The following is a 20475-nucleotide window of genomic DNA, read 5'->3' as shown; positions in this document are numbered from 1 at the left end:
TTTACGTTTTTTTTGTTATCTTTTTTTGTCACGGTAGAGGACAATCACTCTACAATGATATGATAAATACCCGCTTTGGCGAATTTTTTCTAAAATGGTTGTCTAACCCTTTAGAAAATCCGTCACAATGGCACTATACCCTATAAAACATAACAGGGTTCGTTAGATTGCACCATAACGGAACAGACTCAATTAGGAAAGATTAACTGGAAAAAATTATGTTAAGAAAACTTTGTTTTCCACTTTTTGCACTATTTCTCCTAGCAGGTTGTGCAACAAGCAATAACACTTTATCGCTCGAACCCAAAATCACGCTACCTGCGCGCAACCCGACACTCAATGCAACCGCAATTAGTGTGAGTAGCGTTGATAACCGACCATCAAAATCACTTACGGAACTCAACCGTAATGGGAGTTTAGTGGTCTTGTCACCTTCGCGTGATCCTCGCTATTTAATGCAAGAAGCGGTTGAGAAACAAATGGCAGCACGTGGTTTTATGGTGTCGTCACCCGCGAGTGTTAACTTAGTCGTACAATTAAATCAATTAAACGCCCAAGTCACTGAAGGCAGTCTACGTCACAATATCACGGTAAACACCAGTGTGACCGTTAATGCGACAGCGCCTAACGGCTCGACGAAATCACGTACTTTTACGCGTAATTACAACAACCAAGAATTACTTGGTGCAAGTAACGATAAAATAGAAAAAGCGATCAATATCGCGTTAACAGATTTAATTAATGATATGGCAAATGACCAAGAATTGACGCAGTTTATTAGACAAAACGCTCGGTAATCGCCCTTCATTATTATACGGTAAGAGCCTATTTCTATAGGCTCTTAAAAGTGTGGTGCTATTACTACAATAAGCAACCAATAACGGAAGTCCTCTATTTTACAAATAACCAATCATAGGAAGATTATGTCCCGTGCCTTTTTACCTAACTCAGTCATTTTAATCCTATTAGGTTTTGTTTCCGGCCTTCCGTTAGCCCTTACCGCAGGTACATTACAAGCTTGGTTAACAGTTGAAAACATCGATATCAAAACAATCGGTTTCTTTTCACTTGTTGGTCAAGCTTATGTTTTAAAGTTTCTGTGGTCTCCTATGATGGACAGATATACGCCTCCTTTTTTTGGTCGGCGTCGAGGTTGGTTACTCACCACACAGATCCTACTTATTATTAGCATAGGGGCGATGGGTTTTATGAATCCATCCGAACACCTATGGTGGTTAGCAGCACTTGCCGTCATGGTTGCCTTTTGCTCCGCCTCACAAGATATTGTCTTCGATGCCTATAAAACCGATTTGCTCAGTGCAGAGGAAAGAGGTTTTGGTGCCGCCGTGTCGGTGATGGGGTATCGCATCAGTATGTTAGTTTCAGGTGGATTAGCATTATGGATGGCAGATACGTTTCTCACATGGAAACAGCTCTATCTACTCATGGCGGGGTTAATGCTAATCGGTGTTGTAGCGACGCTGCTTGCCAAAGAGCCTGAAGATAATGGCGCACCACCAACTTCACTAAAAAAAGCTATCTATGAACCATTAGCTGAATTTTTCAGCCGTAACAATGCTTGGTTGATCCTGCTGTTACTGGTGTTTTATAAAATGGGTGATGCTTTTGTTATGGCACTTAACACCAATTTTCTACTGCATGGGCTAGGGTTTAGCTTAAGTGAAGTCGGCACTGTCAATAAAACAGTAGGTATGCTGGCGACCATTATTGGGGCGTTATTTGGCGGTTATTTGATGAAAAAAATGAGCTTATTTAACGCGCTCTTTATTTTCGGAATATTACAAGGCGTATCTAATATCGGCTATTGGTTCCTTGCAGTCACGCCACCTAACATCATGACTATGGGAACAATTATTTTCCTTGAGAACCTTTTCTCAGGAATGGGTACCGCCGCCTTTGTTGCCTTATTGATGACCTTATGTAATAAGTCTCTTTCTGCCACACAATTTGCTTTGCTATCTGCACTTTCCGCAGTAGGACGCGTATATATCGGCCCTGTTGCCAGTATTCTTGTGAGTGCTTATGATTGGCCAATCTTTTATTTACTCTCGATTATCGTTGCTCTACCGGGGATCTTGTTGCTACTTGCCTGCCGCACATCGCTTATCTATACCCAAACAACTGGGCTATTCCAGCGCCGTGAACAATATGCAAAAGCCTACAAAATCGCGGTTTACTTATTCTTGCTAGCTATTAGCATCCTTGCTATTTGGCTAATAACGCTCTTAATCAGCTCATTCTCATCTGTCAAAATCTATCTGTTTACAACTCATCTATCACTTTGGCTTTCCTTGCCTGAATATCAAAATAGCATCTTCAATACCGGCGTTGGGATTGGGGCATTAAGTTTGATTATTGGTGGATGCCTTGATTTCTTTGCGGTCAAGAAAGTAGTTAAAAAAGCTATTAATTAATCAAAAAAATTAATAACTAGAGTAATTATCCCGAAATAAGATAAATCTGTTTCGGGTTTTTCTTGACCTTTTAAATTAGATCTGACTAGCAAATATTGATATCCCTCGCGTCATATCGTGATGTATATCACTTATTCAATGAAATATATTTTTTAATTACAAATGAAAAGCCTAATATCTCACACGTTAAGGGCTAATCAGCCTCACGGCTGAATAATAAATATCGTTAATACTCAAACGAAAATAATATATTATGAAAAAACAACTTCTCTGCGCCGCGGCACTCGTATCTTTAGCTGGAACAGCGAATGCAGACGACGGCTTTCTTGGCTATCAGAATGGTTTCGCGGATATCAATGTCAACTATCTAGACTGGTCTCACCGCACCGAAACTAAGTCAGAATACACTTCTCGTAAAAAAGACTTTGCCTACATTGAGTTAGAAGGCGGTGCTAACTTCAATTGGGGGGAATTATACGGCTTCTTTGATGTGGAAAACCCATTCCATAAACGCCGTACTGAACCAGGTCGTAACCAACGTTATACAATCAAAACCACGGGACGTTTCTATTTAGGTGACAGTGGCTTTAACGTATATGGACACGTCTATGGTACTTGGTCACTGCCAGGAGCTAAATATGGTGGTAATTTCCATGAAGTCAATACATTGTATGGTTTAGGATACAACACTGCATTTGGTGACCTGTGGTTCAAACCATTTATTGCAATGCACTATGTCGATCAATCGTTTTATTCAGGTAATAACGGCTATGTCGTCGGCTGGGTTGCTGGTTATGGATTCAAAATGTTTGAAGAGAATTTCATGATCACTAACTGGCACGAAATGGAGTTTGCACGCCATAAACGTTATGGCAGCGGTAACGGTGGTCGTGATGGTGTCAATGGTGCATTAGCATTTTGGTGGAATGCAACACCAAATTTAGCAGCAGGTGTTCAATATCGCTACGCTGATAACAAGTTAGGTGAAGATTTCTATCAAGATGCGATTATTTATACATTAAAATATACGTTCTAAATAGCTCACTTAAGTCAACATGAATACTTATAGAAAAATTTAAAAACTCTCTTTTCTTTTCAAGAAAGTAACAATTTTTCTTAGCTATTTTGGCCGGTAAGGTGGTGCTAGCCGCCTTATCGGCATTAAAAATCGTAATTTCACCTATCATTTTATTTAACAATCATAGCAGTTTCTTCATTTTTTGCTCACTTTTGTACATATTTTTCTTTGAAAAATGACAAAGATATTTTAGTATTACCTTCGTTTTAGCAAAATATACCTATAATCTGCATGACTTTTAACTTTTTAATCATAAGCTCTTTACATGTGATCATATTAACATAAAGAGCTAACAATCCTGCTTCTTTACCTTACAATTGTTTACACTCACATAACCTTACCGTAGAATGCCCCCACTGATGAAACGACAATTAGAATCTTTGTCATTTGGGGTCGTGGATGAGACTTATGAACTACAAAAAAAGCATTGGGGCAATCTCGCTAGTTGTAGCCGCCTTATTATTAGGTGGTTGCGACATGGTGTTGATGGACCCTAAAGGCGCCGTTGGCGTCAAACAAAAAGAGCTGATTCTTATTGCAATCGGCTTAATGCTCGTTGTTGTGATTCCTGTTATTTTCATGGCATTTATCTTTGCAATGAAATATCGTGAATCCAATAAATCAGCAACTTACCGTCCTAACTGGGCTCACTCAAATAAAATTGAGTTAGTCTGCTGGACCGTTCCTATCATCATTATCATCATTCTAGGTACTATTACTTGGAAGACGACTCATGAGCTTGACCCTTATAAGCCATTAGTCAGTGATCAGGAACCTGTCACTATTGAAGTTATTTCGGCTGACTGGAAATGGATCTTCATCTATCCAGAGCAAGGCATTGCAACAGTTAACGAAATCGCATTCCCTACTGGTGTGCCAATCAACTTCAAAATTACGTCTGATTCGGTGATGAACTCGTTCTTCATTCCATCGTTAGGTGGTCAAATCTACGCGATGGCAGGTATGCAAACTAAGCTTCACTTAATTGCTAATGAACCTGGTACTTATAAAGGCTTCTCTGCAAGCTACAGTGGCCATGGCTTCTCTGATATGAAGTTTAATGCTATCGCAACACCTGATCGCCAAGGTTTTGATGAGTGGGTACAAAAGGTGAAAGCGTCACCTAAGACTATGGATACCATGCAAGCGTTTGATGAAGTCGCCAAACCTAGCATGAACGTTCCTGTAACCTACTTCTCTAGCGTGAAACCAAATCTGTATGAAGACATCATTCTCAAGTTTGGTCATGAGCACCATAAAGGTCACGCTCCTGCAGACAAGAAAGATGAAACTGCAGGTCAATCTATGCATATGAGCCATAACGCTCATACAGGCGCTGAGGAATAAGGGCATGTTCGGAAAATTAACACTAGATGCTATTCCGCTCCATGAGCCAATTGTCGTCGTGACACTGATTTGTATCATTATCGGCGGTATTGCGCTTCTTGGTGCGATCACCTACTTCGGTAAATGGAAGTGGTTGTGGAAAGAGTGGTTGACATCCGTTGACCACAAAAAAATTGGTGTCATGTACATCATTGTCGCAATGGTCATGCTATTCCGTGGTTTCGCGGATGCTATCATGATGCGTGGTCAACAAGTACTCGCTTCTGCTGGTCAAGAAGGTTTCTTAAACCCTCACCACTATGACCAAATTTTTACCGCACACGGCGTTATCATGATTTTCTTCATGGCGACTCCATTTGTTGTCGGTCTGATGAACCTTGTTGTTCCTCTGCAAATTGGTGCGCGTGACGTTGCTTTCCCATTCCTGAACTCACTGAGCTTCTGGTTCTTCGTCGTCGGTGTTGTGCTGATTAACATCTCGTTAGGGGTGGGTGAATTCGCACAAACAGGTTGGTTAGCTTATCCGCCGCTTTCGGGCTTGGAGTACAACCCGGGTGTCGGGGTCGATTATTGGCTCTGGAGTCTCCAGATATCCGGTATTGGTACACTATTAACAGGGGTTAACTTTATCGCGACAATTATCCGCATGCGTGCACCGGGTATGTCGATGATGAAAATGCCAGTATTTAGCTGGGCAGCACTCTGTACGAACGTACTGATCGTAGCAGCGTTCCCTTCCCAATCCTGACTGTTACACTGACGCTTCTGACATTAGACCGTTACCTAGGTACCCATTTCTTTACTAATGATATGGGCGGTAACATGATGATGTACATCAACCTGATTTGGGCATGGGGTCACCCAGAGGTGTATATCCTTGTACTACCTGTATTCGGTGTTTTCTCAGAAATTGCGGCAACGTTCTCCAAAAAACGTCTGTTTGGCTACACCTCGTTAGTGTGGGCAACTATCGTTATTACCGTTATGTCCTTCATCGTTTGGTTGCACCACTTCTTTACGATGGGCTCGGGAGCAAACGTCAACGCCTTCTTTGGTATCGCCACGATGATTATCGCAATCCCAACAGGGGTTAAGATCTTCAACTGGCTGTTCACCATGTATCAAGGTCGTATTGAGTTTAAATCACCGATGCTGTGGACTGTCGGCTTCATTATCACCTTCTCTGTCGGTGGTATGACAGGTGTTCTACTTGCAGTACCTGGTGCAAACTTCGTTCTGCACAACAGTTTATTCCTGATTGCTCACTTCCATAACGTTATCATTGGTGGTGTGGTATTCGGTTGTTTCGCGGGTATGACTTACTGGTTCCCGAAAGCTTACGGCTTTACGCTAAATGAAAAATGGGGTGTCCGTGCCTTCTGGTTCTGGATCACTGGTTTCTTCTTAGCATTTATGCCGCTATATATCCTTGGCTTTATGGGAATGACTCGTCGTTTAAGCCAAAATATTGATCCGGCTTATCACACGATGCTCGTTGTTGCTGCATGTGGTGCTGGACTGATTGCGCTGGGTATCCTGTGTCAAGTTATCCAAATCATCGTGAGTATCCGTGACCGTCATGCAAACCGTGACCTAACTGGTGACCCATGGGGTGGCCGTACACTGGAGTGGGCAACATCTTCTCCACCGCCATTCTATAACTTTGCCATCGAGCCAAACATCCAAACTCGCGATGCTTGGTGGGATATGAAAGAAAAAGGTACCGCTCATAAGCGTCCTGCTAAATATGAAGAAATTCATATGCCGAAAAATACAGGCGCTGGCGTGATCATCGCTGCATTCAGCTTGGTTTTAGGTTTCGCGATGATCTGGCACATCTGGTGGCTCGCAATCGTTGGTTTCGCTGGCATGATTGTTACTTGGATTGCAAAAAGCTTCGACGAAGATGTTGATTATTACGTACCTGTGGCCGAAATCGAGCAAATCGAGAATAAGCACTTTGAAGACTTACGTAAGGCAGGTGTGAACGATGTCAACTAATACAATGACTAATCAAAACTTGGCCCATGCAGAGCATGGGCACCATGATGCAGGCGGAACTAAGGTATTTGGTTTCTGGCTCTACATAATGAGTGACCTGATTCTGTTCGCCTGTTTATTCGCAACTTATGTTGTCTTGGCTGACGGCACTGCCGGCGGTCCTGAAGGTAAAGACATTTTCAGCCTGTCATTCGTTTTAGGTGAAACCTTCCTACTGTTATTCAGTAGTATTACCTACGGCTTTGCAATGTTAGCCATGCATAAAGGTAAAATTGCATCCGTTAACTTATGGCTGTTTGTCACTTTCCTGTTAGGCCTTGGCTTCGTTATCATGGAAGTTTATGAGTTCCATGAGCTAATTGCAGAAGGCTATGGTCCTGACCGCAGTGGCTTCTTGTCTGGCTTCTTTACGCTGGTTGCAACTCACGGTATCCACGTGACTTGTGGTCTAGTTTGGATCATCATCATGATTATCCAAGTTTCACGCCGTGGCCTAACTGAGGTGAACCAAACGCGTCTGAACTGCCTGAGCCTATTCTGGCACTTCTTAGATGTTGTTTGGATCTGTGTATTTACCGTTGTTTATCTTCTGGGGGCAATTTAAATGAGTCACGCAAAAGATGCTCATACTGGAGCAAGCCACGGTAGCATGAAGACTTACGTGATTGGTTTTGTTCTGTCAGTCATATTGACAGTGATTCCTTTCTGGATGGTGATGGAAGGTACAGCATCACAAGCCACTATCCTTTGGACAGTTGTGGGTATGGCTGTTGTACAGATCCTCGTTCATCTAGTATGCTTCTTGCACATGAACACATCATCAGATGAGCGTTGGAACCTGATTGCATTCCTGTTCACTATGCTAATCATCGGTATCGTTGTCATTGGCTCTCTGTGGATTATGTACAACCTGAACATCAATATGATGCTCGACTAAAGAGTTGCCGATATGTTTAAGCAATACCTGCAAGTGACCAAGCCAGGAATTATTTTCGGAAATCTAATTTCTGTGATCGGCGGTTTTCTTCTCGCCTCAAAAGGCTCGATTGATTACCCGCTGTTTATTGCGACTTTGCTGGGTGTATCACTGGTCGTCGCTTCTGGTTGTGTTTTTAACAACTATATCGACCGTGATATCGACCGTATCATGGAAAGAACGAAGAATCGCCCTTTAGTTAAAGGGCTGATTGACCCGAAAATTAGCCTGATTTACGCCGCTGCATTAGGTATTGCTGGCATGCTGCTACTTCTTGTAGCAGCAAATGCTCTGGCAATGCTCCTTGCGGTAATTGGTTTCGTAGTTTATGTAGGTATTTATAGCCTATATATGAAACGTAAATCAGTCTATGGCACGCTAATTGGTAGTTTATCTGGCGCAGCTCCACCGGTTATCGGTTATTGCGCTGTCACAAATGAGTTCGATACAGGTGCATTGATCCTGTTATTGATTTTCAGCTTGTGGCAAATGCCTCATTCGTATGCCATCGCGATTTTCCGTTTTAAAGACTATAAAGCAGCTAATATTCCTGTTTTGCCTGTAATTAAAGGGATCTCTGTCGCTAAGACACATATCTTCTTATACATCTTGGCATTCATGGTTGCCACACTCATGTTAGCTATCAGCGGATACGCTGGTTATAAATATCTAGTTGTGGGTGCTGCGGTCAGTCTTTGGTGGCTTGGCATGGCAATTTCTGGGTTTAAAACCGAAAATGATGACCGTGTTTGGGCTCGTAAACTGTTTATCTTCTCCATTGTGGCGATCACTTCATTGAGTGTCATGATGTCAGTTGACCCAACAGTTTCAACCGATACTGTTATAGCTTTAGTTAGATAATTTCTGACACAATAACTCCCAACGGCAGGCCAGTCCTGCCGTTTTCATTTATAACATCATTATTGATTATTAATAATGATTAAATATTCATTTACCTACCTCTAGGTTCCCCAATAGAATAACCTTTTTCGTCTATACCCGAGGCTTTACCATGAATGATAACAAGATGACCCGCTCCGAATTACGTGCGACATGGGGGCTAGGCTCTGTTTTTTCCCTAAGAATGCTAGGGATGTTTATGGTATTACCCATATTAACCAGTTATGGTATTCACCTTAAAGATTCATCAGAGCTTTTGGTCGGGGTCGCGATTGGTATTTATGGCCTAAGCCAAGCCATCTTCCAAATTCCTTTCGGCTTGATGTCAGATAAAATTGGTCGTAAACCTTTAATCGTATTTGGGTTGATGATATTTATCATTGGTAGCGTACTCGCCGCACTTAGTGACTCCATATGGGGGATCATTATTGGTCGAGCCTTACAAGGTGCTGGAGCGATTTCTGCTGCCGTTATGGCATTACTTTCTGACCTTACCCGCGAACAGAATCGTACCAAGGCCATGGCTTTTTTAGGGATTAGCTTTGGCATCACTTTTGCTATCGCATTAGTCCTAGGACCAATCGTCACTCACTGGGTTGGATTAAGTGGGTTATTTTGGGGGATCACCCTACTAGCGGGCGGTGCTATTGTGGTCACCCTGTTTGTGGTGCCTAATAGCCATCAGCATATGACTAACCGCGAATCCGCTTTCGTAAAAGAGAATTTGCGTACAGTCATAACGAACCCCCAGTTGCTAAAACTCAACTTTGGCATTTTAAGCCTACATACTTTGCTTATGTCGAGCTTCGTTGCCTTCCCCTTAATCATGACTCATGCGGGATACTTGGCAAAAGATCACTGGAAGGCTTATCTGATTACCATGCTGATCGCCTTTGTATCAGTGCTTCCCTTTATTATCTATGCTGAAAAACACCGAAAAATGAAACAGGTGTTTTTACTATGTATTTTTATCTTGGCGTTAGCTGAGGTCACTTTATGGTTATCGGGAAACCATCTGTGGGTGATCTTTTTAGGATTACAGCTATTTTTTGTCGCCTTTAATATTATGGAAGCCATTCTCCCTTCATTGATCAGTAAAGAAGCTCCCGCTGGCTATAAAGGAACCGCAATGGGGGTTTATTCCACCAGCCAGTTTTTAGGTGTGGCGATAGGCGGCATACTCGGTGGGTGGCTCTATGATATGGATGGAGCGGCAGCCGTATTTATTGGCGGGCTAGCCTTAACAGCCATTTGGTTTATCGTGAGTCTGACCATGCGGCAGCCTCCTTATGTCAGCAGTATTCGTCTTGTTTTACCTCATCGATTTAAAAATATCGACAAGTTACAAGCTCAACTTTCCACGCTGCCGGGTGTATTAGAAGCCGTCATTATTCCCGATGAAATGGGCGTTTATGTAAAAGTGGATAGGAAACTGACAACGCGAGAACAACTAGAAGCAATAATTAAAGGTGAAGATTAATACAAATAGCCCGCGGCAATACCAGCAGCGGGCTGTTGTGCCTATTAGTCACGGAAGTTAGTAAACTGGAATGGCTGGCCTAAGTTGCCAGAACGGACAAGTGCCATCACTGATTGTAAATCATCACGTGATTTGCCTGTCACTCGCACTTGCTCACCTTGGATCTGAGCTTGAACTTTCAGTTTGCTATCTTTAATTAACTTAACAATTTTTTTAGCCGTTGCCGCATCAATCCCCTGCTTTAACGTCACTTCAACACTGTAAGTTTTGCCACTGTGCACAACATCATCGGGAATATTCAAGACAGCGCCATCAATGCCACGCTTTGCCATTTTTTCACGTAAAATGTCTAACAACTGATGAACTTGAAAGTCCGACTCACTCGTTACTTTGATAGATTCACTCTTCTCATTGAGTTCGAAGCTTGCCGCCACATTTTTAAAGTCCCAACGGGTGGTTAATTCGCGCTCGGAATTTTCAACCGCATTACGCACTTCATTCATTTCTACTTCAGATACAATATCAAATGATGGCATGGTTATGACCTCCTGATAATCAATGTGATGCATGATAGCTTCTTTCTATTAAGAGCAAAAGCACTATACTTGATATATGAATTTACAAGCATCTATACTCGTCGAGCTTCAAGCGCAGCACCATTGGCTATGTGTTTACCCATCAGATGACGATTTTAACACCTAGCTGCAATTTGAAAGGGTTAAAACTGACCATTAAATAACTATTGGCTTGAACCTGACTAATACCCAGAGGGGGAATATGAAAATAACGCTTATCGGTTGTGGTGCTATTGGTAAATTATGGCTCGCCGCGTTAAGTCAGCAAGGGCACGATATACAAGGCTGGCTACGTATAGCGCAATCTGACTTATTTGTTGATGTCAACGAACCCGATGGCCGTATTTTTCGTGAATGGATCCCTTGCAACAACCTCAATCATTTACAAAACAGTGAATTGGTTATTGTGTGTTTAAAGGCATGGCAAGTCTCCGATGCGCTACTGCCTTTACTGCATAATATACCAGACGCCTGCCCGATCCTGTTACTTCATAACGGCATGGGGACACTTGATGAGTTAGGCACTTTACGCCATCCTTTTTTATCCGGCATCACCACCCACGCAGCTTGGCAAGAAAACAACCAAGTTTTTCATGTCGCTAATGGTATAACCCATATCGGAGCCGTTAACTCGCTGGCTGAAAATTACTACCCCATTGCCGATATTTTGCATGAGGCCCTTCCAGATGTCGCATGGCATAACCAGATCCTGACGACGTGTTGGAAGAAACTTGCCGTCAACTGTGTGATAAATCCTCTCACTATTCTTCATAATTGTAAAAATGGTGATTTACTCAATCATTCACAGCAAATTAATTTGCTAATTGATGAAATATGCCAAGTGATGGCTATTGAAGGACTGCATACTGATAAAGCCCAGCTTGTTGACTATATTTATGGCATTATTCACAGTACGGCGAGTAACTACTCCTCAATGTTACAAGACATTCGTAATAAGCGACGAACCGAAATCGACTACATTACAGGCTATCTCATTAAACAAGCAAGAGCACATGGCCTAAGCACACCAGAGAATGATCGTTTGTACCATTTTATTAAACAGCGAGAAGAAAAAAATGACGGCTTCCGTACTGATATGCATCGCCAATGGTAGTGAAGAAATCGAAACCGTAACCACTGCTGATTTATTAGTAAGAGCAGGGATCAAGGTTACATTAGCTAGTGTGACTGACGATGGCTCTATTGAAATAACCGCCTCTAGAGGCGTCAGAATTGTCGCTGATACCCCAATTATCAAGGTGGCTGATGAACCTTTTGATGCGATTGTTCTTCCCGGTGGAGTAAAAGGAGCCGAAACCTTCCGCGACAGCCCATTAGTCGTGGAAAAAGCGAGGAGAATGCACCTTGATGGTAAAATTGTAGCCGCGATTTGTGCCGTTCCTGCTTTGGTATTGGAATACCACCAGTTATTTCCAATCGGGAATATGACAGGTTATCCCACGATGAAAAATCAAATTGCGGCAAATAAATGGGTTGATAAGCGAGTCTATTTTGATGAGCGTGTCAACTTATTAACGAGCCAAGGGCCAGCAACAACCTTTGATTTCGCCTTGAAATTGATTGAGTTGCTGGTTGGCCGCGATATCGCCGGCAAGGTTGCATCTCAATTAATTTTACCTAATGGGATTAATGATTATTTAGAGCAGTAATAGTAAAGGCCGATACGATGATACCGTTCGGCCTTTATCTTAGTTATGACATGACTTGGTTACGGGCGATAGACTTTTACATTATTAAACCCCTGCTCTTGCAAATAAAGAGCTTGTAAACGGCTCATCACCCCGCGCTCGCAATATAACAAGTAGGTTTTATCTTTTGGTAAATCGCCAAATTGAGTACCCAAGCGGTAAAACGGGATATGCTTAACCTCAATCCCTTCAATGGATAATGGCTTCTCTTCGTGTTCGTCCGTAGAGCGAATATCTAAAATCACTTCATGCTCAGGCGCAAGCTCACTCACCATTTCCACTTCCATGACTTGTTCACGGCTTTCTTGGGCTATCTGGCGAATATCAATATTTTGTGACTGCTCAACGACTTGATCTAAGATACTAAAGTCAAAATTGGCTTCTTCCGCTTCAATTTTCGCTTTCACTGCTTTAACAGTAGGGCTTTTCGAAATCACACCACAATATTCAGGCATGGTTTTTGCAAAATCTTCTGTGCCAATTTGACGGGCAATTTTGATGATATGCTCTTTGTCATGAGAGATAAGAGGACGCAATACCAAAGTGTCAGACGCATTATCAATCAAACGCAAATTGGTCAATGTTTGACTTGATACCTGCCCTAATGCTTCCCCTGTCACTATCGCTTGAACGCCATAGCGTTCAGCAACCTTTGAAGCGGCACGGACCATCATGCGTTTCAAGACAACGCCCATTTGTCCGTCATCTACTTTTTCTAAGATTTCTGCCACAACAGGCTCAAAATTAACCGCAATAAAACGGACTTTATGGGAACTACCAAAGCGGTTCCAGAGATAGTGGGCAATTTGTTTAACACCAATTTCATGAGCCGCTCCACCTAGATTAAAGAAGCAGTAATGAACACGGCAACCACGGCGCATCAACATATAACTTGATACCCCAGAGTCAAAGCCCCCAGAGATCAGTGATAATACATCTTCTTGCGTCCCAATAGGGAAACCACCAATACCTTCATAGCGTGCTTTTACGAGGATCAAGTTTTCGTCTTCTATCTCTAAATGCACCGTAACATCGGGGGCTGTCAGCTTCACTTTCGCAGAAGGAATATGTTGATTTAAGCCACCACCGATATAGCGCTCCGCCTCAATAGAAGTAAACTCATGCTTCCCTCTTCGCTTGACGCGCACACAGAAAGTTTTATTTTCTAGCGAAGGCGCATAAGAGTCATACACCATCTCATAAATATGGTGCAAACTGGTGAACGGCTTTTCTTCAACTTCTAACACATGGTGAATACCGGGAATGCGCGTCAGCATGTCACAAATTTCGTCGTGTTTCGTTTCCCCTTTAACACGCACTTCAATGTTATCCCAATGACGGACAACCGCGATTTCTTCGCCCAACGGCTTCAGGACATTACGGATATTGCTGGTAAGGATCTTAATAAAACGTAGCCTAACGGTCTGGCTTTTAATCGTAATTTCTGGGAATAACTTAATGATAAACTTCATAATAGCAGCATGTTAATGTTATAGGGGCAAGTGAACGTATTTTAAAAGTGACACACGTACAGGTTACCAATTGTCAATAAAGAGGCGTATTATAGCACTATCTTGTGTGTTGAATCTAAAAACACCAATAATAAATTGTATCCAGCGCGAGACTAAGTTAGTCTGCTCAATTAATACAATCCTTTGATTGAATGATTAAATATTTGTGGTTAAAGAAAGATGGCTAAAGAAAAATCTCAGCAAGTACCTGTAGTTAGCTTCGAAAACTCACTCAAAGAACTTGAGGAAATTGTTTCTCGCCTTGAGTCTGGCTCACTACCACTTGAAGATGCGCTCAATGAGTTTGAACGAGGCATCCAAATCGCTAAACAAGGGCAAAAAGTCCTGCAACAGGCTGAGCAACGCGTGCAAATCCTGCTTAGCGATGATGAAAATAAAGCTCTTGATGATTTTTCACCAGATACCGAATAAATTATGTCCGAACAACACCCTAATAGCTTCACAATACAGCAACAACAAGCGTATGAGCGAGTTAACCAGTATTTACTAAATGCCTTAGATGCGCTTCCTTTCTCTGATTTACCCCTTGCCGCTGCCATGAAACATGGTGCACTACTTGGGGGGAAACGCCTACGCCCGTTTTTGACCTATACTGTAGGAAGCATGCTGGGTGTCGATTCTGTTAATCTTGATGCGCCAGCGGCAGCGGTTGAGTGTATTCACGCCTACTCATTAATTCATGATGATCTCCCTGCTATGGATGATGATGACCTACGGCGTGGGCAACCCACTTGCCATATCAAATTTGGTGAAGGGAATGCCATTTTGGCGGGTGATGCGCTACAAACATTAGCCTTCCAGCTACTGTCTTCCGCAGAAATGCCTGATGTTACTGACAAAGACCGAATTGCTATGTTGTCAGAACTCGCTTATGCCAGTGGTCTAGCGGGTATGTGTGGTGGTCAAGCACTCGACCTTGAGGCTGAGGGCAAGCGTGTTGATCTTGCAGCCCTTGAACGTATTCACCAACACAAAACGGGTGCATTAATACGAGCAGCTATTCGTATGGGTGCTTATGCCGCTGGAATAAAAGGACATAAGGCACTACCTGCATTAGATAAGTATGCAGAATCTATTGGCCTCGCATTCCAAGTACAAGATGATATTTTGGATGTGATTGGTGATAGTGAAGTGACAGGCAAACGCCAAGGCGCTGATGCTGAGCATGAGAAAAGCACGTATCCATCTTTGCTAGGACTTGAAGCGGCTCAAGAAAAAGCTCGCGAGCTGTATTATAATGCGTTGGAAGCGTTAAAAGCCATTGAAGCAGAAGGCTATAATACACAAACTTTAGTCGCCCTAGCGAATTTCATTATCGAGCGTAAAAGCTAATCTTACATACTCTCAAACGATTAAAGATGCGGCTAGGCGAGAAGCGAACAAGTTGCTAGGATCATACAAAAATCTATGGTCAGCACGCGTGAACATAGTCAATAACGCTGCCATCGAGATCATAACGAGTATACAATGCTGCTTTCTATTCATACTATTGATAATAAAAGTGGCATAATAGCTAAATTCAAACGCTGGAATTAACCAGCGTTATTACCTTATTAACAATTATAAATAGTCGTGGGCCCCCTAATGAGTATTGATATCGCTAAGTATCCAACACTAGCGCTGGCAGAAACACCGGAAGAGCTACGTCTGCTGCCGAAAGAAAGCCTGCCGAAGCTGTGTGATGAACTCAGGCAATTTTTACTTAGTAGTGTTGGTCGATCTAGCGGTCACTTTGCCTCTGGTTTAGGCGCCGTTGAACTCACCGTTGCATTACATTATGTCTATAAAACTCCTTTCGATAACCTTGTCTGGGATGTGGGCCATCAAGCCTACCCCCATAAGATTTTAACAGGTCGCCGAGATCGCATTGATACCATTCGTCAAAAAAATGGTTTGCATCCCTTTCCTTGGCGTGACGAAAGCGAATATGACGTATTGAGCGTTGGTCACTCATCAACCTCAATTAGTGCCGGTTTAGGTATGGCCATTGCCGCTGAAAAAGAAGATAAAAACCGCAAAACCGTCTGTGTCATTGGGGATGGTGCGATTACTGCGGGTATGGCATTTGAAGCCATGAACCATGCCGGTGATGTTGCTCCTGATATGTTAGTCATCCTCAACGATAACGAAATGTCGATTTCTGAAAATGTTGGGGCGCTGAATAACCATCTTGCTCACCTGCTCTCTGGCAAGCTCTACACCACTTTGCGTGAAGGTGGTAAAAAAGTGTTTTCTAATATGCCGCCGATTAAAGAGCTATTAAAGAAAACAGAAGAACATATCAAAGGCATGGTCGTTCCTGGCACCATGTTTGAAGAGTTAGGTTTTAACTACATCGGCCCTGTTGATGGTCACGATGTCGTTGCGCTTGTGCAAACCTTGAAAAATATGCGTGATCTGAAAGGGCCTCAGTTCTTACATATCATGACCAAAAAAGGTCGTGGCTATGAGCCTGCTGAAAAAGATCCGATCAGTTGGCATGCTGTTCCTAAATTTGATCCAAGCACATTTACCCTGCCTAAGAGTAAAGAGACCCGTCCTACATTTTCTAAGATTTTTGGGGATTGGCTATGCGAAGAAGCCCAAAACGATGATAAGCTCATGGCTATCACACCGGCTATGCGTGAAGGGTCAGGAATGGTGCGTTTTTCCAAAGAGTACCCTAACCAATACTTCGATGTCGCCATCGCCGAGCAACATGCCGTTACCTTTGCCGCTGGCTTAGCTATCGGTGGTTATAATCCGATCGTCGCGATTTACTCCACTTTCTTGCAGCGCGGTTACGATCAAGTGATCCATGATGTTGCGATTCAAAAAACCCCTATCTTATTTGCCATTGATCGTGCGGGGATTGTTGGGGCTGATGGCCAAACTCACCAAGGGGCATTTGATATCTCTTACCTACGGTGCATTCCAACACTCGTTATCATGACGCCAAGTGATGAAAATGAATGCCGCCAAATGCTACATACTGGTTACCATTATAAAGATGGCCCTAGCGCGGTACGCTACCCTCGCGGAACAGGCACTGGAGCAGAATTACAACCTCTTGCACCACTACCAATTGGTAAAGGGGTCATTCGTCGCCAAGGGGAAAAAATTGCCATCCTCTGCTTCGGTACATTACTCAAACATGCGCTCGTCGCTGCCGAAGCGCTTAATGCAACCGTTGTTGATATGCGCTTTGTTAAGCCATTAGATGAAGCACTGATCCTCGATATGGTAAACAGCCATGACATGTTAGTCACGCTAGAAGAGAATGCCATTATGGGCGGTGCAGGCAGTGGTGTTAACGAATTCCTGATGCGCGAACATAAGATGATACCTGTATTAAATCTTGGTTTACCTGATTTCTTTATACCGCAAGGCAGCCAAGAAGAGCTTATTGCGGACTTAGGTCTCGATAGTCAAGGTATTATTCACGCAATCGAACAATATCAGCAGAAATCATAACCTATAGTAAAAAACAGGTATTGTGATAATAACAATACCTGTTTTTCTCAATATTCTTCCTTAATCGATCTTCCATTACAATCCCCGCTTCCTTATGTGAAATTTCATTTTTCTTATTTAAGATAAAATTATTTTGATCATCGATAAGATCAAACTAAGCTAAAATTCTTTTAAAAGGATCTTGCTTTTATCTCAAATAAAGTTCAGTATGAAGTTAATACCCAATTACCCTCATGGCGGATTCAAGTCCGAAGTGCAACGCTAAGCCGCCTTTCTTAGCTCCGCAAACACCACCGAAGGTTGTCTGAACCCCAGACACTTGCGTGGCCTGCTGTTCAACGCTCCCTGATAGCGTTGTAAGTCTTCTTCTGTCACTGTCCGCAGGTCTGTTCCTTTCGGGATAAACTGTCTTAACAACCCATTCGTATTCTCGTTCAGCCCACGCTCATGCGAGGCATACGGATGGGCAAAGTACGTATCTGCGTTCAGTGCTTCTGCTATCGCCTTGTGCTCACTAAACTCTAGACCGTTATCGAACGTTATTGTGTGACATACATCCTGATACTCACTCAGCAGTGAGATAATGGCCTTACTGACTTCCACCGCATCCTTTGAAAACACCTTTTTTGTCAGGTAAATACGGCTTTTGCGTTCTGCCAGTGTCACGATAGCACCAGTGCCCTGTTTACCCTGCACCAAATCGGCCTCCCAGTCCCCCAGACGGCTACGGTCATCGACGACTGACGGCCGTAGCTCAATGGATACCGCATCAGGGATGCGCCCTCGTTTCTGCCCGTAGCCCTTACGATATCGCCGTTTGCCCTGCCTAAGATGCCTGTACAACTCGCCACCGCTACGCTTATCCGCATAGATATACTGGTAAATCCATTCATGGCTGACGCTAAGACCAATAATGCTGCCAATTGCACTTATTTGCTCAGGACTCCACTTCCACTCCAGAGCAAATATCACGAAATCTATGGTCTGCTGAGGAATTGTCCTTTTGGCAGATGACAGCCGCCTATCACAGCACTTCTGGTGTGCCTGTTGTGGGTTATAACCAGTATCTGAAGTGTTACGCCTCAGTTCACGGGAGACCGTGGACTTGCTTACACCGATACGGATACCTATCTCATGGCAGGATAAATTATCCTCACGCAGTATCGATATCTGGTATCGTTGTCCTTCGGTTAGTTGCTGATACTTCATACTTACTCGCTCATCTTTGGTCGGAAGAGCAGGATAGCTTATCAGTAGCTAACCGTCCTTCCATCTAACATGACCGAGCGTTGCACTTATTATCTGAATTCGCGGTTTATGGTTTTTTTGTAGTCTAGCCTGTGTGGTATTGGTGTGATGAATGATAATATATTATCAAATACGACAAAAAATCATCGCGGTTAAAACGATAAATTGTGTCGGAATTACTGTGTAGGGAAATAAATAGAGGTACGGTATATTTGTATATAACTCCATAATGGAATAAGGAGAATATATGATATTACCGATTGAAAGGATCTATCATAAAATTATCCATCATCTCTCTTTTTTATCTTTTAGTGATCTTAATAATTTTATTACTTCAACTTTTCCAATGCTAACAGTATGCCGAGGCAACTTAAGTTCAGGAAATGTAACTATCGATAATTCATACTGTTTTTTGGGGTATGTATGTGGCTATAGGCTATTACTTATGGCTTTTATCATTGTTATATCAGCGAAAATTTCACAGTTGATGTTACAACATATTCCTAAAAAATATTTAAATAAAGATGGGATAAGGATAGGTTATAAATGGCTGGTACTTATTTATTTTCCTTTAATAATATTTAATTTCTCATTAAATGATGAATTAATTATTGTTATTTTATTTAGTATTTTCTTCAATTTAATAGTTTGTCTATTTATTATTGATATGAAAATAGGCTATTTACCAGACATACTTGTTTACCCACTATTATGGGTAGGGTTAGTGTATCAAGTGTGCTCTGAGCAAGGTAATGTGGTTTCGGCTATCTATGCGGTGATCACCAGTTACCTTTCCATCATGCTGTTAACGGTAATTATGGAGAAGATCCGCCAATCCCCGCAAATGGGGCGAGGGGATTTTAAACTGATTGCCGCATGTGCAGCTTGGCTCGGGCTTATGAATTTACCTCAGTTTTTTGCGTTAGCGGCGGGCATTGGCGGGCTTCACTATTGGGCCATTTATTTACGTCATCGGCACAAAGCTATCGCCCGTATCCCCTTTGGCCCAGCTATCATTTTGAGTGCAACTTATTGGTTATTTGCGCCATTGGTGTGTTTAGTGATGTTCAATGGCGCGATGTCGTAGCGCATCATTGATTGGCTGCTACTAGTGAATCCAAAAATTGTTGCCATTTTTGAGGATCACCTAAATAGTTTTGTAACGGTACGCGCAGCCACTTATGCTGCTGTTTTATGAGTAAGGTCGGGAAGCCGGAAGATCCGGATTGAGCCAGTAGCTGGCGGCTATAGTGAATATGGTGTTCAAGGTTATTCCCTCCTTGTTCGGCATAATCAAACTGGTATTGCTCGCTATCTAACCCGATTTCTTGTGCGATCGCTAATAAGACATTTGGGTTGCTGATATGACGACCAGAGACGTAATGAGCATGCTGAACTGCTTTTAACATCGCTAATGCTTTTTGTTGCTTTTCAGAAGCAAGAATGGCTTGTAAAGGTGGTGCTGAATCAAGAACAAGATTTGGCTCATCCAGCATTTTTAAATAGTCATCACCAAAAATTTGCCCTGTCATGGCGGCAATGCGTTTATCGGATTGTTTGATGTGCTCACGGAATTGATTATCCATATGAAGGCGTGATGCGCCTGCCAGCATGCCTCCGCCATGTAATTCTAACACAATGTCAGGGTGAGAATTGGCAATTTCAATCAATGGTGAAGCACCGTAACACCAGCCACATAAAGGGTCATAAATGTAATGTAAGGTGATTTTATTCATGATAG

The 20475-nt window shown here is 42.6% G+C and carries 18 protein-coding genes and 1 pseudogene; 15 read left to right on the top strand and 4 right to left on the bottom strand.

The features are described 5' to 3' along the window. Positions 1 to 218: 218 nt before the first annotated feature. The 9 genes and pseudogenes from M1E93_RS04745 (at position 219) to M1E93_RS04705 (ending at position 10217) form a co-directional block, all read left to right on the top strand. Positions 219 to 797, top strand: a complete 579-nt coding sequence (locus M1E93_RS04745; protein WP_014656771.1) for a YajG family lipoprotein — start codon at positions 219 to 221, stop codon at positions 795 to 797. Positions 798 to 923: 126 nt separating this feature from the next. Beyond that, entirely contained in the window at positions 924 to 2435 is a 1512-nt protein-coding gene (gene ampG / locus M1E93_RS04740) for a muropeptide MFS transporter AmpG (RefSeq protein ID WP_004927019.1), read from the top strand. A gap of 253 nt (positions 2436 to 2688) precedes the next feature. Further along, a complete protein-coding gene (locus M1E93_RS04735; protein WP_004927017.1) occupies positions 2689 to 3471 on the top strand; it encodes an outer membrane protein OmpK in 783 nt (260 codons plus the stop codon). 441 nt (positions 3472 to 3912) lie between these two features. Continuing rightward, on the top strand, positions 3913 to 4860 hold the full coding sequence (cyoA, locus tag M1E93_RS04730) for a cytochrome o ubiquinol oxidase subunit II (protein WP_004927013.1): 948 nt from the start codon (positions 3913 to 3915) through the stop codon (positions 4858 to 4860). A gap of 4 nt (positions 4861 to 4864) precedes the next feature. Then, positions 4865 to 6861: pseudogene (gene cyoB, locus M1E93_RS04725) on the top strand (cytochrome o ubiquinol oxidase subunit I). Beyond that, complete coding sequence (locus M1E93_RS04720) at positions 6851 to 7465, top strand: cytochrome o ubiquinol oxidase subunit III (RefSeq protein WP_004927009.1); 615 nt, start codon at positions 6851 to 6853, stop codon at positions 7463 to 7465. Before cyoB ends, M1E93_RS04720 begins: the two are co-directional and overlap by 11 nt. After that, complete coding sequence (locus M1E93_RS04715; RefSeq protein ID WP_004927007.1) at positions 7466 to 7798, top strand: cytochrome o ubiquinol oxidase subunit IV; 333 nt, start codon at positions 7466 to 7468, stop codon at positions 7796 to 7798. A gap of 12 nt (positions 7799 to 7810) precedes the next feature. Continuing rightward, positions 7811 to 8698, top strand: a complete 888-nt coding sequence (gene cyoE, locus M1E93_RS04710; RefSeq protein WP_004927005.1) for a heme o synthase — start codon at positions 7811 to 7813, stop codon at positions 8696 to 8698. A gap of 151 nt (positions 8699 to 8849) precedes the next feature. After that, positions 8850 to 10217 carry an MFS transporter gene (locus tag M1E93_RS04705; RefSeq protein ID WP_036941811.1) on the top strand — a complete coding sequence of 456 codons (1368 nt, stop codon included), beginning with the start codon at positions 8850 to 8852 and terminating at the stop codon, positions 10215 to 10217. A gap of 44 nt (positions 10218 to 10261) precedes the next feature. Here the strand turns inward: M1E93_RS04705 and M1E93_RS04700 are convergent, their stop codons facing one another. Next, positions 10262 to 10753: a YajQ family cyclic di-GMP-binding protein gene (locus tag M1E93_RS04700; protein ID WP_014656773.1), complete on the bottom strand. Its 492-nt coding sequence runs from the start codon at positions 10751 to 10753 to the stop codon at positions 10262 to 10264. 241 nt (positions 10754 to 10994) lie between these two features. On the opposite strand from M1E93_RS04700, the gene panE reads away from it, so the two are divergent. After that, positions 10995 to 11906, top strand: a complete 912-nt coding sequence (gene panE, locus M1E93_RS04695) for a 2-dehydropantoate 2-reductase (protein ID WP_004926998.1) — start codon at positions 10995 to 10997, stop codon at positions 11904 to 11906. Then, positions 11869 to 12462 (top strand): protein deglycase YajL, encoded by a 594-nt coding sequence (yajL, locus tag M1E93_RS04690; protein WP_426207154.1) that lies wholly within the window; start codon positions 11869 to 11871, stop codon positions 12460 to 12462. The genes panE and yajL overlap by 38 nt, the downstream gene beginning before the upstream one ends. A gap of 59 nt (positions 12463 to 12521) precedes the next feature. Here the strand turns inward: yajL and thiI are convergent, their stop codons facing one another. Further along, the gene (thiI, locus tag M1E93_RS04685) at positions 12522 to 13973 is read right to left on the bottom strand and encodes a tRNA uracil 4-sulfurtransferase ThiI (protein ID WP_426207153.1); all 1452 of its coding nucleotides are present in this window, start codon (positions 13971 to 13973) and stop codon (positions 12522 to 12524) included. Positions 13974 to 14192: 219 nt separating this feature from the next. On the opposite strand from thiI, the gene xseB reads away from it, so the two are divergent. The 3 genes from xseB to dxs all read left to right on the top strand — a co-directional run bounded on the left by xseB (position 14193) and on the right by dxs (position 17486). After that, positions 14193 to 14444, top strand: coding sequence for an exodeoxyribonuclease VII small subunit (xseB, locus tag M1E93_RS04680; protein ID WP_004926992.1), 252 nt, complete (start codon positions 14193 to 14195; stop codon positions 14442 to 14444). Positions 14445 to 14447: 3 nt separating this feature from the next. Beyond that, entirely contained in the window at positions 14448 to 15365 is a 918-nt protein-coding gene (gene ispA, locus M1E93_RS04675; RefSeq protein WP_004926990.1) for a (2E,6E)-farnesyl diphosphate synthase, read from the top strand. A 252-nt stretch (positions 15366 to 15617) separates the two neighbouring features. After that, on the top strand, positions 15618 to 17486 hold the full coding sequence (gene dxs / locus M1E93_RS04670; RefSeq protein WP_014656775.1) for a 1-deoxy-D-xylulose-5-phosphate synthase: 1869 nt from the start codon (positions 15618 to 15620) through the stop codon (positions 17484 to 17486). Between the two features lie 261 nt (positions 17487 to 17747). On the opposite strand, the gene M1E93_RS04665 is transcribed toward dxs, so the two are convergent. Beyond that, positions 17748 to 18695, bottom strand: coding sequence for an IS30 family transposase (locus M1E93_RS04665; RefSeq protein ID WP_140035165.1), 948 nt, complete (start codon positions 18693 to 18695; stop codon positions 17748 to 17750). Positions 18696 to 18981: 286 nt separating this feature from the next. Between M1E93_RS04665 and M1E93_RS04660 the strand changes: the two genes are divergently transcribed. Further along, on the top strand, positions 18982 to 19821 hold the full coding sequence (locus M1E93_RS04660) for a prepilin peptidase (protein WP_306463490.1): 840 nt from the start codon (positions 18982 to 18984) through the stop codon (positions 19819 to 19821). A gap of 4 nt (positions 19822 to 19825) precedes the next feature. Here the strand turns inward: M1E93_RS04660 and M1E93_RS04655 are convergent, their stop codons facing one another. Next, positions 19826 to 20470, bottom strand: a complete 645-nt coding sequence (locus M1E93_RS04655; protein ID WP_004923238.1) for a DsbA family protein — start codon at positions 20468 to 20470, stop codon at positions 19826 to 19828. Positions 20471 to 20475: the final 5 nt, after the last annotated feature.

The organism is Providencia sp. PROV272, from assembly GCF_049901975.1.
GTDB classification, from domain to species: Bacteria; Pseudomonadota; Gammaproteobacteria; order Enterobacterales; family Enterobacteriaceae; genus Providencia; species Providencia stuartii.
This window is presented reverse-complemented; position numbering and strand designations above follow the sequence as displayed.

Bases quoted from the DNA above. Each gene is read 5' to 3' on its own strand.
- M1E93_RS04745 (WP_014656771.1), top strand. From the start codon at position 219: ATGTTAAGAAAACTTTGTTTTCCACTTTTTGCACTATTTCTCCTAGCA.
- ampG (WP_004927019.1), top strand. From the start codon at position 924: ATGTCCCGTGCCTTTTTACCTAACTCAGTCATTTTAATCCTATTAGGT.
- M1E93_RS04735 (WP_004927017.1), top strand. From the start codon at position 2,689: ATGAAAAAACAACTTCTCTGCGCCGCGGCACTCGTATCTTTAGCTGGA.
- cyoA (WP_004927013.1), top strand. From the start codon at position 3,913: ATGAGACTTATGAACTACAAAAAAAGCATTGGGGCAATCTCGCTAGTT.
- M1E93_RS04720 (WP_004927009.1), top strand. From the start codon at position 6,851: ATGTCAACTAATACAATGACTAATCAAAACTTGGCCCATGCAGAGCAT.
- M1E93_RS04715 (WP_004927007.1), top strand. From the start codon at position 7,466: ATGAGTCACGCAAAAGATGCTCATACTGGAGCAAGCCACGGTAGCATG.
- cyoE (WP_004927005.1), top strand. From the start codon at position 7,811: ATGTTTAAGCAATACCTGCAAGTGACCAAGCCAGGAATTATTTTCGGA.
- M1E93_RS04705 (WP_036941811.1), top strand. From the start codon at position 8,850: ATGAATGATAACAAGATGACCCGCTCCGAATTACGTGCGACATGGGGG.
- M1E93_RS04700 (WP_014656773.1), bottom strand. From the start codon at position 10,753: ATGCCATCATTTGATATTGTATCTGAAGTAGAAATGAATGAAGTGCGT.
- panE (WP_004926998.1), top strand. From the start codon at position 10,995: ATGAAAATAACGCTTATCGGTTGTGGTGCTATTGGTAAATTATGGCTC.
- yajL (WP_426207154.1), top strand. From the start codon at position 11,869: ATGACGGCTTCCGTACTGATATGCATCGCCAATGGTAGTGAAGAAATC.
- thiI (WP_426207153.1), bottom strand. From the start codon at position 13,973: ATGAAGTTTATCATTAAGTTATTCCCAGAAATTACGATTAAAAGCCAG.
- xseB (WP_004926992.1), top strand. From the start codon at position 14,193: ATGGCTAAAGAAAAATCTCAGCAAGTACCTGTAGTTAGCTTCGAAAAC.
- ispA (WP_004926990.1), top strand. From the start codon at position 14,448: ATGTCCGAACAACACCCTAATAGCTTCACAATACAGCAACAACAAGCG.
- dxs (WP_014656775.1), top strand. From the start codon at position 15,618: ATGAGTATTGATATCGCTAAGTATCCAACACTAGCGCTGGCAGAAACA.
- M1E93_RS04665 (WP_140035165.1), bottom strand. From the start codon at position 18,695: ATGAAGTATCAGCAACTAACCGAAGGACAACGATACCAGATATCGATA.
- M1E93_RS04660 (WP_306463490.1), top strand. From the start codon at position 18,982: ATGATATTACCGATTGAAAGGATCTATCATAAAATTATCCATCATCTC.
- M1E93_RS04655 (WP_004923238.1), bottom strand. From the start codon at position 20,470: ATGAATAAAATCACCTTACATTACATTTATGACCCTTTATGTGGCTGG.